The sequence below is a fragment of the Photobacterium sp. 53610 genome, assembly GCF_036409375.1.
GTDB lineage: Bacteria > Pseudomonadota > Gammaproteobacteria > Enterobacterales > Vibrionaceae > Photobacterium.
Map to the genome: position 1 here is coordinate 866754 of NZ_JAXOFS010000001.1, position 13232 is coordinate 879985.

At 45.3% G+C, this 13232-nt stretch carries 13 protein-coding genes; 8 read left to right on the forward strand and 5 right to left on the reverse strand.

What is annotated here, in order from left to right; all coding sequences use genetic code 11:
- Nucleotides 1-28: 28 nt before the first annotated feature.
- The 6 genes from SPK40_RS04055 to SPK40_RS04080 all read left to right on the forward strand — a co-directional run bounded on the left by SPK40_RS04055 (nucleotide 29) and on the right by SPK40_RS04080 (nucleotide 7354).
- Nucleotides 29-778, forward strand: coding sequence for an FNR family transcription factor (locus SPK40_RS04055; RefSeq protein ID WP_248140325.1), 750 nt, complete (start codon nucleotides 29-31; stop codon nucleotides 776-778).
- 165 nt (nucleotides 779-943) lie between these two features.
- Nucleotides 944-1894 carry a universal stress protein UspE gene (gene uspE / locus SPK40_RS04060; protein WP_248140326.1) on the forward strand — a complete coding sequence of 317 codons (951 nt, stop codon included), beginning with the start codon at nucleotides 944-946 and terminating at the stop codon, nucleotides 1892-1894.
- A 662-nt stretch (nucleotides 1895-2556) separates the two neighbouring features.
- A complete protein-coding gene (locus tag SPK40_RS04065; protein ID WP_330959518.1) occupies nucleotides 2557-3264 on the forward strand; it encodes a hypothetical protein in 708 nt (235 codons plus the stop codon).
- A 23-nt stretch (nucleotides 3265-3287) separates the two neighbouring features.
- Nucleotides 3288-4151 carry a hypothetical protein gene (locus SPK40_RS04070; RefSeq protein ID WP_330959519.1) on the forward strand — a complete coding sequence of 288 codons (864 nt, stop codon included), beginning with the start codon at nucleotides 3288-3290 and terminating at the stop codon, nucleotides 4149-4151.
- A gap of 347 nt (nucleotides 4152-4498) precedes the next feature.
- Entirely contained in the window at nucleotides 4499-5428 is a 930-nt protein-coding gene (ttcA, locus tag SPK40_RS04075; protein WP_330959520.1) for a tRNA 2-thiocytidine(32) synthetase TtcA, read from the forward strand.
- Nucleotides 5429-5866: 438 nt separating this feature from the next.
- Nucleotides 5867-7354, forward strand: a complete 1488-nt coding sequence (locus tag SPK40_RS04080) for a carboxypeptidase M32 (RefSeq protein ID WP_330959521.1) — start codon at nucleotides 5867-5869, stop codon at nucleotides 7352-7354.
- 47 nt (nucleotides 7355-7401) lie between these two features.
- Here SPK40_RS04080 and SPK40_RS04085 read toward each other — a convergent pair whose 3' ends face one another.
- The 5 genes from SPK40_RS04085 to SPK40_RS04105 all read right to left on the reverse strand — a co-directional run bounded on the left by SPK40_RS04085 (nucleotide 7402) and on the right by SPK40_RS04105 (nucleotide 10884).
- Complete coding sequence (locus tag SPK40_RS04085) at nucleotides 7402-8088, reverse strand: RES family NAD+ phosphorylase (RefSeq protein ID WP_330959522.1); 687 nt, start codon at nucleotides 8086-8088, stop codon at nucleotides 7402-7404.
- Between the two features lies 1 nt (nucleotide 8089).
- Complete coding sequence (locus SPK40_RS04090) at nucleotides 8090-8494, reverse strand: MbcA/ParS/Xre antitoxin family protein (protein ID WP_248140332.1); 405 nt, start codon at nucleotides 8492-8494, stop codon at nucleotides 8090-8092.
- A 150-nt stretch (nucleotides 8495-8644) separates the two neighbouring features.
- A complete protein-coding gene (locus SPK40_RS04095; RefSeq protein ID WP_330959523.1) occupies nucleotides 8645-9310 on the reverse strand; it encodes a DUF2987 domain-containing protein in 666 nt (221 codons plus the stop codon).
- A 3-nt stretch (nucleotides 9311-9313) separates the two neighbouring features.
- Complete coding sequence (locus SPK40_RS04100; protein ID WP_330959524.1) at nucleotides 9314-10033, reverse strand: glucosaminidase domain-containing protein; 720 nt, start codon at nucleotides 10031-10033, stop codon at nucleotides 9314-9316.
- Nucleotides 10034-10074: 41 nt separating this feature from the next.
- Nucleotides 10075-10884 (reverse strand): hypothetical protein, encoded by an 810-nt coding sequence (locus tag SPK40_RS04105; RefSeq protein WP_330959525.1) that lies wholly within the window; start codon nucleotides 10882-10884, stop codon nucleotides 10075-10077.
- A 387-nt stretch (nucleotides 10885-11271) separates the two neighbouring features.
- On the opposite strand from SPK40_RS04105, the gene potA reads away from it, so the two are divergent.
- Both potA and potB read left to right on the forward strand, forming a co-directional pair.
- Complete coding sequence (gene potA / locus SPK40_RS04110) at nucleotides 11272-12390, forward strand: spermidine/putrescine ABC transporter ATP-binding protein PotA (protein WP_330959526.1); 1119 nt, start codon at nucleotides 11272-11274, stop codon at nucleotides 12388-12390.
- Nucleotides 12374-13231 carry a spermidine/putrescine ABC transporter permease PotB gene (potB, locus tag SPK40_RS04115; protein WP_248140337.1) on the forward strand — a complete coding sequence of 286 codons (858 nt, stop codon included), beginning with the start codon at nucleotides 12374-12376 and terminating at the stop codon, nucleotides 13229-13231. The genes potA and potB overlap by 17 nt, the downstream gene beginning before the upstream one ends.
- Nucleotide 13232: the final 1 nt, after the last annotated feature.

Genomic DNA, 13232 nt, shown 5'->3' on the forward strand with positions numbered 1-13232 from the left:
GTATCCGAACTTGGTTAGGCCACAGTTTATGAATTCAGATAAAATCCCTACAAAACGTGTGCAGTCTGGTGGATGTGCAATCCATTGCCAGGATTGTAGTATCAGCCAATTATGTATTCCCTTCACACTCAATGACACTGAGCTTGATCAACTCGACAGCATCATTGAGCGTAAGAAGCCAATTCAGAAGGGACAGGAACTGTTCAAAGCCGGGGATGAACTTAAATCGCTGTATGCGATCCGTTCAGGCACAATCAAAACTTACACAATCACAGAACAAGGTGATGAACAGATTACTGCTTTCCATCTTGCAGGTGATCTGGTGGGCTTTGATGCAATTAACAACAATAAGCATCAGAGTTTTGCGCAATCGCTTGAAACATCCATGGTCTGTGAAATTCCTTTTGAAATCCTGGATGATCTCGCCGGCCAGATGCCTAAGCTCAGACAACAAATCATGCGTCTGATGAGCAGTGAGATTAAAAGTGACCAAAACATGATTCTGCTTCTTTCTAAGAAAAATGCAGAAGAACGTCTTGCAGCTTTCCTCTACGATCTGTCTTGCCGCTTCTCTGAGCGAGGCTTCTCCGCCCGCGAGTTCCGTTTAACCATGACGCGGGGTGATATCGGTAATTACCTGGGCCTGACGGTTGAGACAATCAGCCGCCTGCTGGGACGATTCCAGAAAGCCGATATTATTGGTGTTAAAGGTAAGTACATTACGATACTTGACCGCGAGCAGTTAGCCGAACTAGCCGGCGCCAATTTGTGTAAATGATTTTTCTATAAATTGATGGGCTTGATGCCCATCAATTTTTTCTCCAATTCCCTTCCAAACCGCTCCACTAATTCGCAGCAATCCATTACAGTGAATATACTAATCTGAATAAAAACAGTTTTTCAGGTCAGGTCGATTGCTATTCTGTTGAAGAAGGGGGCAGTTATGAACGTATACAAGAATATCCTTGTGGTCGCGGATCCACTTCAGGATCATCAACCAGCCTTATCTCGTGCCATACATCTTGCTGAGAAAGCCGACAACGCCCGCATCACCGTTTTTCTCGCTATCTACGATTTTTCATACGAAATGACATCGATGCTCTCTTCGGAAGAACGACAGGCAATGCGTCGAGGCGTTGTTCAACAAAGAGAAGAGTGGCTAAAAGACATCGTTCGCCCTCATACCAGTACAGGTTTGGACATTGATATTATTGTTGTCTGGCATAACAGACCCTACGAGGCAATTATCGCGGAAGTCTACAGTCAGCATCATGATTTGCTGATTAAAGCGACGCATCAGCACGATAAAATTGGTTCCGTAATATTTACACCGACTGACTGGCACTTATTACGCAAATGCCCCTGCCCTGTGCTTCTGGTGAAAGAACACAGCTGGCCTGAGAACGGAAAAATCCTGGCCTGTGTGAATCTGGCAGCGGAAAACGACACCCATGATGCCCTGAACGAAAAGATCATACATGAAGCGAAATCTTTGGCTGAACTGCTTTGTGCTGAGGTCAATCTGGTCAATGCATACCCTGCGACGCCTGTGAACATTACCATTGAGCTCCCCGAGTTTGATCCGGCAACCTATACTGATGCGGTCCGGGGTCACCACCTCACCACAATGAAAGCCCTCAGACAACAGCATGGAATTGAAGAAGATAAAACCCATGTCGTCGAAGGCTTACCTGAAGACGTCATTCCAAAAGTCGCAGAAGAGTTAGATGCAGAACTCGTGATTTTGGGAACAACCGGTCGAACCGGTCTTTCTGCTGTGTTCATTGGCAATACAGCTGAGCACACGATTGACAGCCTCAATTGCGACTTACTGGCACTCAAACCCGACGGCTATATCAGTCCATTAGACCCGAATCAGTCAAGCGGGCGCTAGCATTTCAATAGCTGCAATGATGATCAGACGCCCGGACTAAATGCCGGGCTGTTTCCTCAACACTCAGTTCGATGAATATGTATCGTATCATCATCTTACTCCTATCCAGCGACATTCATGGTTTATTCCTGCGTAGATACCAATAGAAACTAATTAAGAGAAAACAACAACCTCTGTAATTCAACGAGATTCATTATTGAATATTAATCCTTCTCATAAAACCAGCACAGTCATGATACTTACATCCTCATCAGAGCAATTTAAATTCATCAAAAAAAGATCTATAGCAAAATATATGAAAAATCATAGATTCAAACACATGCTCATAAAAACAACAGGTTAAAATGAAATATCACAAGCCACCTCTAAAAATTACATATAAATCAAACATCTGTATTGGTTTTGAATAATCATCTTAATTTCATTGAAAACGTGATGTAAACCTTTATTTATAAAAACAGATTATTCAATAAGAAAAAATCAGAAAACAATTCATCAATTGAAAACCGAATCTGTAATTCACACGGATATTAACCACCTTAAAACATTAATTTGCCATGGTGTTTAAGTTGAACTAAAGTACCAGAACCTGATGTATTGAACTGATAAAGTTCAAATGGTGCTCGTTAATAATTTGAATCTATTTAATTGAGGAAATAACAATGAGTACTATAGTTTGGAATGACGGTCGTAGCATTGCCTTAACAAAAGGCGACACAGCAACATGTGAAGCACTGAAAAGCGGTCAGCTTTATGCTGTATTTTTATATAATGCAGCTGGAGAGGATCAGGATATTCCGGTAAACGTCAATATCGGTAATGGCTTCCCACCAAAAACCGTCACTGTCCCCGGAACCACAGGCAACAATGGCTTAGCTGCTCTGGCATTGGTCTCAGGTACCGATACACAAACAGTTTCTATCTCAATCACCAGTCAACAGTCAGGAGCGAAAGTTGATGCATGGATCGGTAGTGTTGGTATGCCAACAAACACTTCTGGTATCGAAAACATGCAATTACCTTTCAATGGTGAGACTCGTTCGTATGGCAGCCGTGATCGTTACTACGCAGTGCCTGAAAGCCGCTGGTACCAGCTGACGATTAATAGTCCGCAAAATCAGTTCATTTCAGTTCAATTCACCGAAAACCAAGCGAAAGTATTTATCAATAACCCTGTAGGTGATCCCGGTAATGTGATTGTGCCAACCGGTACAGTTGCTGAAGGTTCAAGCTACGAAATCGTAAAACCTAAAGGACAACCACAAACAATTACTTATGATGACCAGGGTAATGGCAGACAAAAAGTATGGATGAATGCTGATAGTCAGCAAAACTCATCTGACTCAACAATTGTTGCTCAATATCTGTAAAAAATAATGAGAGGTTGCGTGAAATGGAAAAACCAAAGCAACCTTCTCATAATCAAACCGCTATAATGAATGTGCCCAGGCGTCAATTTCTGATTTCAACGGTTGGAATTGTATGCTTGGGATTTTCATTCCTTACCAGCTTTCCTGTTATTTCTTCTGAATCGCTGCAAAAAAGTCAAAGCATTATCAATTGGGATGATGGACGACTCATTTATTTGCAGGAAAGTCAAACTGCAACCTGCTCCTCTTTATTAAAAAATCATATATATTGTGTTGTCGTCTATAACGCTTCAGAAAACGATAACGATATTGAATTAACGGTCACTTGGAGCAATCAATACCAACCTGAGATTTTCACCATTCCAGGCACAACAGAACGTCAAGGAAACGCGTCTTTAATTATTGTTTCCGGTGATGATACTTCAACCCTTTCAATCTCTTTATCACAAGGCAATGGAGAACCACTGGAATGTTGGCTGGTGAGCACCGAAATGCCTAAAAACTTAACTCAATTATCAAAAACCGAACTACCCGCGGACGGAAAAATGTACCCGCTGCCAAAACGGAAAATATACAATGCTCAAACAAGCCAGAACTGGTATCAGTTAACGCTGGAGAACGTACAAACCCAATCCGTCATTGCTCAAATTCAGCAACAGAAAATTGTACTTTATATCGTCAACCCGGTTGAGCACCCAAATGTAAATATACTTGCACTGGGCACAGTGAAATCTGGTGATCAATATGTCATTCAGATGCCCCCTTCTGATGAACAGCCACAACGGTTAGAGACATTTGTTCAAGGAGACGGTGAGCAATTGGTTTGGCTTGGCGTGTCTAGTCAGCAGGACCTTGAAAATGCAAAAATTTCATTACAAACCCTGTAGTAAATGCCAATCGGCATAGTCACCAATCTTCATGTCCTCCTGATAATTTCTTCATTAACGGTGAAAACCCCGCTCAGCTTAACTTCGTCTTCCCAGGGATTGGTCGTGTAAACAAACACTTTTTCAGATCATAGGCTTCTGCGCGTTTACGCAAAACATACTGGAATCCATCGCAGGAATCCGTATCATACCCGCCATAATTTTTGCTAAAGGCCAGCAAGTCCGACTTGCGCCTCGAAAGCATGCATTTTTACGATGGCGAACTGTCGATTTAGCAGTTCATCACGCTCAGTGAAATAACCGCCAATAGGTTGAAAGCAATACTATTGGTGTGAAAGAGAGAAACAATGATTCAAGATCAAGAGCTTACAAAATCACAGAAGTATGGTTTTGACAAATTAGCGAAAAAACTGCGCCGCAATACCGGACAGGCCATTGCTGATTTCAACATGATCGAAGATGGCGATCGGATTATGGTCTGCCTGTCTGGTGGTAAAGACAGTTATACCATGCTGGAAATGTTGAGCAGTTTGCAACGCAGTGCGCCTATTAGTTTTGAATTGATCGCAGTCAACCTTGATCAGAAACAACCTGGTTTCCCTGAGCACATTCTGCCTGAGTACCTGGAGTCAATTGGTGTTCAGTACAAGATTGTCAATGAAGATACCTACTCCATTGTGAAAGAGAAGGTTCCTGAAGGGAAAACAACCTGCTCTCTTTGCTCACGTCTGCGCCGGGGAATTCTGTACCGCACCGCCAAAGAGCTGGGTGCAACCAAGATTGCTCTTGGACACCACCGTGATGACATGCTAGAAACCCTGTTCCTGAATATGTTCTACGGCGGCAAGATGAAAGGTATGCCCCCCAAACTGGTTTCGGATAATGGCGAACACGTTGTGATCCGTCCTTTAGCGTACTGCCGTGAAAAAGACATTGAACGTTACTCGGAAATGAAGGAATTCCCAATCATTCCATGTAACCTTTGCGGTTCACAACCGAATCTTCAGCGTCAGGTGATCAAAGAGATGCTGCGTGACTGGGATAAACGTTATCCGGGCCGGATAGAGACCATGTTTACAGCCATGCAAAATGTGGTGCCATCACATCTGGCAGACTTTAATCTGTTCGATTTCAAATCGATCGACAAAGATTCAGGTGCAATCAACGGTGGCGATATCGCATTTGACCGAGAAGAAATGCCCGCCTCTCCCGCTGCTGCGGATGATGTCAGTGAATTTGACCCGGGTGAAAAACTGAATATCCTTCAGGTCAATTAACCCAAAGTACTCCCTGAGCCGCAGACACTGCGGCTTTTTTTAATGTCTGCAGTCATCAGTTTCTCTGAGATTCCATACTTCAATTAAAAGATGATAGCTACAGCTTCTATATTTACAGTCAGTCACACTGCATTTTGTAGAAAACATTTAACAAAACACCAAAGTTTTTGTTAAAAACGGACTGGTATATGGTTGTATTATCCGTATCATACTAAGGTACGTTAGATACTTGTCATCATTTGAAGCCGTCTGTTCGCCCGCTGCGCAGATCGTTAAGAACCAGATCGAAACCCAGGAGTTTCTTCCCTGAACATCATTTCATCGATTGAACAAAGTGGCCTTTGGCTGGGTTCTTTATCGCTAGACGCGTTTCAGACAAGTAAGGTTCAAAGTCTGCAGTAGTCCTGCACGCTGCCAAGTCACTATAAAGGATTAAAAATGACTTATTACCAAAAATTGGAGCAACACACTAAGAAGCTCTCAAGAATTCATCATTTATCCTCAATCTGCAGCTGGGATCAAGCTGCAAAAATGCCTGAAGGCGGGAACACTGCGCGCTCAGAAGCCATGGCTGAGCTGGCTTTAATTCACCATGAACTCTCTACCGCTCCTCACCTGGGTGAATGGTTTGAAAAAGCTGAATCTGAGTCTCTGTCCGCTGAACAAAAAATCAGCCTGAAAGAAATGAAGCGCCAGTGGAAAAAGGACAACGTCCTTCCCGCAACATTAGTCGAGCAAAAATCTCTGGCCGGCTCAAAATGTGAGCATGCGTGGCGCTCTCAGCGTAAAGAAAACAACTGGCATGAATTCAGCCAGAATCTGGAAAAAGTGGTTCAGCTTGCGCGTGAAGAAGCACAGATTCGGGCAGAAGCCACAGGATTAAGCCGCTATGACGCGATGCTGGATTTATACGAACCCGGAATGACCTGTGACAAAATTGATCAGATTTTTGGCCAGGTCAAAACCTGGTTACCTTCTCTGATCCAGGATGTCCGGACAAAACAAAGCCATGACGAAGTGTTAGTGCCAAAAGGCCCATTCCCGGTTGAACAACAAAAGACGCTTAGTCTGGATATCATGGGCAAACTTGGTTTCGACTTCAGGCATGGCCGACTTGATGTCAGCACCCACCCGTTTTGTGGCGGTGTGCCAACTGATGTTCGCATCACGACGCGTTATGATGAAGACGACTTCACCAGTGCATTAATGGGCGTCATTCATGAAACCGGACATGCTCGTTATGAGCAAGGTCTGCCTGAGCAATGGCTGGACTTCCCTGTCGGCCAGGCACGATCAATGGGAATTCACGAATCTCAGAGCCTGTTCTTCGAAATGCAGCTTTCCCGCTGTAAGCCTTTTATCGAAATTCTGGCGCCTCTCGCGCGTGAAGTATTTGGCCGCAATAACGATAAAGCCCTCAGCACAGAAAACATGGCACTCTTCAATACCCGCGTTGAGCCGGGCTATATTCGTGTCGATGCCGATGAGGTGACCTATCCTGCCCATATTATTCTTCGTTATGAAATTGAGCGTGATTTGATGGAAGGCAAGATTGAAGTCGCTGATATTCCTGAGCTTTGGGATAAGAAAATGACGGAATACCTCGGCCTGTCAACAAAAGGAAACTTCACCGACGGTTGCATGCAGGATATTCACTGGACAGACGGTAGTTTTGGCTACTTCCCTTCCTACACGCTTGGTGCCATGTATGCCGCGCAATTCATGGCCGCTATGCGCCGCGAGATGAATGTTGATAACCTGATCCGCGAACGGAACCTGCAACCTATTTTCAATTGGCTGGACCGACACATCTGGAAAAAAGCCAGCTTCCTCTCTACCGAGGACATCCTGAAAGAGGCGACAGGTGAAACATTGAATCCGGATTACTTCAAGGAACATCTGGTCAGCCGTTACCTTGAAGGTTAAATGAGCTGAATCACTGAAATAAAGGGCCGTTGAGGCCCTTTTTCATTTCAGACCATACTCATTTCAAGCACGGTGTTAATCGCAGTACCATTCCATTTATAGACATAGTGTGCAGACTGGCAGACTTTATGGACTAGATTTGGCTTATAAAGTGCGTAACAATCATGCCCCCGATGACGCACAGATTCATACACAACGCCATCGCTTTTATTTTCTTTCAATGAAACAGCCAGCGCCTGTGAATGGGCATAATGCGTTGGGTGGTACAAATTAGAATCCAAATGAACCTGTGTTGTCAGGTCAGTGAGATCGGCGGTAAACCAAGCCTGAATGCTCCGCATTTGGATATCTTGTGCAGGTTCCCGGGTATATCCGAGAATCCGTTCCATGTGATAGATCGTTTCCTTAATGGAGGTATTCACATCTCGTGATGCATAGTAAGCACCAAAATCAGACGTGTTAAACCGGCCACCGTCAGGGTTCACATGAGTAAAAGCCGCCATCACAAAACTACAGTGCGGGATACCGACTAACCTTTCTTCCGCCGGGACCCTTGAAAAGTCTCCCGTTTCTTCAGATAACCGCGGATTCGTTAAAGCCTCAACTGCAAAAACGGCTTCTAATTGTTCGGGATCGGCAACATCTTCATATAGATTGATCGGTGGATACTTTGAAGGGATCAGCCTGAAACAGACCTGATCATTAAAATGCTGAATATTGTCATCATTCGGCATATCAGGATCGTCCTCCTCGCCAGGCATTCAATCGCGATGCAACTTCGTACAAGTCTGCCACCCGGCCCTGAGACATCACATCCATTGCACTTCGGCCAGCGAAGAATGGGTGACTGTTTGGCTTTTGAACCCATCGATAGACACTGTCTTCACTGGTGAACAAGATTCTCAGACATTTATGAATGTTCAGCAGATAACTCATTCTTTCCAGCAGATCCTTCGAGACTTTGGCTGACTCAGGATTTGAACGGTATTTATTCAGTGTTGAGCGACTGGATAAACCCAGCAACGCCATCTGTTGGTTCTGATTACAGTCCCATTTGTCCAGAATGTTGAAGACAACGGGTAGCACTTTGTTACCCGCATTCTCAATCGGCTCATTGGCAGCAACGGAATGCGTACTCATGACCCTCTCCCACCATGCTTATTAATAGACATATTATAGCACAATGTTTATAAATGGACATTCATCCGGCATGTTGGGAAGAAGGGAAAGTCAGCAGAATTGTGGAAGGTGGGCCCGAAGTACAATCCCTCAAGCCCGGACTTTAATTGACTAGGAAGAGGATTTTGCCAGCCAAGGCGTCACCTTATCCGCAGGGTAAGGTAAAGTTAAAACAGCATTTTCCGGAAGCTCTTTGACGTGGACGACAGCTTTACCATCTTGAATCGCAATCGTGCTCTTGTCTGAAACTTCAATCAGCCCTGATTGGGTCTGCTCAAAATGCATGACAACACCACTGACCTCTGGCATAAACCAGGAAGAGAACATACCACCAAGATCACTTAGCATTGTGTCCATTTGTGGCAGAAGTCCAGCAAGCTCAGCCTTTGTCACAGACTTTCCAAATGAGTGGGTCGCAATCACTTGCATGGACAGATCGCAGACGATGTCATCGTCAATGACAAATGTGACATCCGGATTCGCCTGACGGAGATTGTTATCCAGCGGAATCACCAAGGCATTATCTGCGGGAATCACAAGCTCCTCATAATGCTCTTCTTTCTGCATCCAGCCTTTATGAACAACACAGGTTTTACCCGTTTGCTGTTCAATCAAATAAAGGGCGATCTTTACATCAGGATGGGAAGATTCAACATTGTGCTTCAATTTGCCAAAAAGGTTGCTGTAGCGCATCTCAATATTCTGCGCCAAGGTTTGTGTTGAAGCACTGAGTAATGCTGCAGCGCATGCTGCCAGTAAAAAAGTGTTTTTAGCCATCGGTCAGCCCTGTTGCCAATACTGTCTGTTATGCCGAATCATTCCCTGAATTTCATCAACATAATCCTGCCCGCGCTCAGAGTAACGATGCAGGCCTTCCGCAAGTTTCAGTCCTGTAATTTTGTGGCCGGAAGCTCTTTCCTGAGCCCGGATTTCTCTCAGTTCTGCATAAGCCCGATTACGGTTCACATTCATGAAATAAGCGTGAACCGATTGCTGCGCATCGGAGAACACCGCGACTTCATGAGTTGCACCTTCGTTTCTTGCGCTCGGTACAAGGCCACAACCCGGTGTATAACACCATTGTCCAAAATAATTGTTGCCTTCTTTAGCGAAGCGGGAGGTTCCCCAGCCGGACTCGTTGGCGGCCTGGCTCAACACAAGCGTTTCCGGGATTTCATCGACGCGTACCAGCATCTCATCCAGCCATTGTTCGGTAATTTTGTCATCTGTGAGTTCAACTTTGTAAGCATCTCCAAGCTGCCGGGCTTCATCCAAGTCGTTTTCCTGAATTGCCTGTCCCACTTTAAACTGAGCCTGAATTGCCAATAAGAAAGAGCGTTCCTGGCTCACTCTGGCATTTTCCTGCGAGACTGCAGGACGGAGAAAGTTGAAAAAAGTTTGTTTCTTGTGAGTCACGTCTTCCATGACGTTGAAATCCGGCCGGGTCACTCGTTTCGTCTCTTCAGCTGGCTTTTCAGGTTCAGCACAGCCAAAAATCACCAACGTGCACCCTGCAACGGCAGTTTGTTTTATATTTTTTATCACGCGTCGAATACCTTCGTCTCTTCTTCTTTTCCTTGGTTATTGTTGTCGCCGCCATTGTCCCCTTTACGCACTGTGGTCACCTGAAGAGTGATACCAAACAGATTTCTGTACACAATCGCTTTTACATTAAAGAAAAACGGAATTGTCCAGATCAGACCAATACCTGCTGTCGCAAAGGAAAGGAAAAACAGGATCAGTACGGCCAGGAAAATAGCAGACATCGGCAGAATTTTACGGAATGTGGCGACAACCGAATATTGAATCGCCTTCATTGGTGTCACACGCTTTTCGCATACCAGTGTGATCGTCATGCTGAAGGCCATCGTCAGGAACAGGCCAATCAATGGGAACAACGCACTACCGATCCCCTGCAGCGAAGATGTCAGCAGCATTGTCACAACAGACACGACAGCAAAAGGAAAACCTTTCACCAGATATCGTGGTTTTGTAGGTAAACCGACCGCATGGTTCAATGCCATCAGGCTGACACCTGCGTATAAAGGCGCGCTGAGTACATCAGACCAAAAATTTGCCATAAATCCGGCTTCGAGAATATCCGGGGTCAGGCCTTCTCCTGTGATAAAAGCGTCAAAGAAGATGCCCGGGTTACCCAGTTGCACTTTCAGCGCAACCAGCAGCAGTGCCAGCTGCGCCAGAAACAACCCTGCAATCGCGGGAAAAAATGTCAGAAAGTGCTTTGCAGTCACTTTCCAGGCTTCCTGAAGAACAGCGATAGCCTGCAAATCTGCTGTACCAGATGTTGCTTTTTCGATTGAGCCGCCAACCTGAAGACTTTTGTTATTCATACAGATATAAGATTCACAGTAAATTCAAAACAGTGCTGTCGATTGTACGCTACCCCTTTCGGTAAACAAATCGCGCGATGGTTAAAAAATGCTTCAATACCTCAAAATGAGCGCAAAAGTATCGTCTTGATTCGGGTTTTGTTCAGATTAACACTGGGCCCAGTCGTCAGATTGCAATCTAAAAGCTGCATGATTAAGCTGGAAAACCGACAGATTTTGTTCAGAAATATTCAAAAACCTTTCGCAAAATCAATTGGCAAAAAAGTCATGTTCATGGGTCAAAAAAAACTTTGAATTCAACCGGTGGAAGACTATTATCCGCCTCCTGAAATAGACCTTATTTGTGCAGCATGTAGTTGCATGAAACGATGTGGAGACAAGGTAGAGTTGAACACAAACATCACATCCAAAGAATCGGTTATTCAACTGAAAGAGCTCAGTAAGAGCTTTGACGGTAAACAAATTATTACCGGGTTAAACCTCAACGTTAACGACGGCGAGTTCTTAACTATTCTTGGACCATCCGGCTGTGGGAAAACCACGGTCCTGCGTCTGATTGCAGGCTTCGAAGATGCTGACGAGGGCCAGATTCTGATTGCTGGACAAGATGTGACACAGGTTCAAGCCGAACAGCGTCATGTCAACACGGTATTTCAGAGTTACGCCCTGTTTCCACATATGACTGTGTTTGACAACGTTGCATTTGGCCTGCGGATGCAGAAAGTGCCTGAAAAAGACATCAAGCCACGTGTGATGGAAGCGTTGCAGATGGTCCAGCTGGATCAATTTGCCCCGCGCAAACCGCATCAGTTATCTGGCGGACAGCAGCAACGGGTTGCTATCGCCCGTGCTGTGGTCAATAAGCCGAAGGTACTGCTGCTGGATGAATCGCTTTCTGCTCTGGATTATAAACTCCGGAAACAGATGCAGCTGGAACTGAAACAACTTCAGCGTCGTTTGGGTATCACCTTCATTTTCGTGACTCACGATCAGGAAGAAGCCCTGTCGATGTCTGACCGCATTATTGTGATGCGTGACGGTAAGATCGAACAAGACGGCACTCCCCGTGAAATCTATGAAGAGCCGAGCAACCTGTTTGTTGCCCGCTTCATCGGTGAAATCAACGTCTTTGATGCAACGGTCATTGAGCGTATTGATGAGAAGCGTATCAAAGCGACCGTCGAAGGTCGTGAAGCCGTGATTCATTGTGACCTGAACGTCAACAAAGACGATGCACTGAAAGTTTTGCTTCGTCCGGAAGATATTCGCCTGGAAGAAATCAACGAGAACGAAGAATCCTGGGGCCTGATGGGTCACGTTCGTGAACGTACCTATAAAGGGATGACTCTGGATTCAGTGGTTGAAATCGAAACCGGCAAATCGGTCATGGTCAGTGAATTCTTTAACGAAGATGATCCGGATGTAGACCACTCCTTGGATCAGAAAGTCGCGATCACCTGGGTTGAAAGTTGGGAAGTGGTACTGACTGATGACGAAAAAGCTTAATCTGCAAAACATCATCATTTCGGTGATTGTCGGATGGCTGCTGCTGTTCGTTTTCATTCCGAACCTGATGATTATCAGCACCAGTTTTCTGACCCGTGACGATGCCAATCTGATTGATCTGACCTTCACGCTGGAAAACTATGTCCGTTTGTTTGATCCCCTGTATGCACAGGTGATGCTGCATTCGTTCTACATGGCCGGCATGGCAACAATTCTCTGCCTGCTGGTGGGCTATCCGTTTGCGTACTGCATTGCGAAAATGCCGCAGAAATGGCGTCCTGTCATGCTGTTTCTGGTCATTGTCCCCTTTTGGACAAACTCGCTGATCCGAACGTACGGCCTGAAACTCATGTTAGGAACTCAGGGCGTGTTCAACAGCAGCCTGATGGCTATCGGAATCATCGATAAGCCACTTCGCATTATGTACACAGAGTATGCGGTCATGGTTGGCCTGGTCTATATCCTGTTACCTTTCATGGTTCTGCCCCTGTATTCTGCAATCGAAAAGCTGGATCACACCTATATTGAAGCGGCGCGGGATCTGGGCGCAAATAAAGTTCAAACCTTCATCAAGGTCATCGCACCTTTGACAATGCCGGGCGTGATTGCAGGCTGCCTGCTGGTATTCCTGCCGGCAATGGGAATGTTCTATATTTCCGATCTGCTGGGCGGCGCGAAAAACCTGCTGATTGGTAACGTGATTAAGAGCCAGGTACTGAATGCCCGTGACTGGCCATTTGGTGCAGCGACAAGCATTGCCCTCACCTTGTCCATGGCCGTCTTGCTGTATGCCTACTATCGTGCTGGCAAGCTACTCAACCGTAAAGTGGAGCTGGAATAAT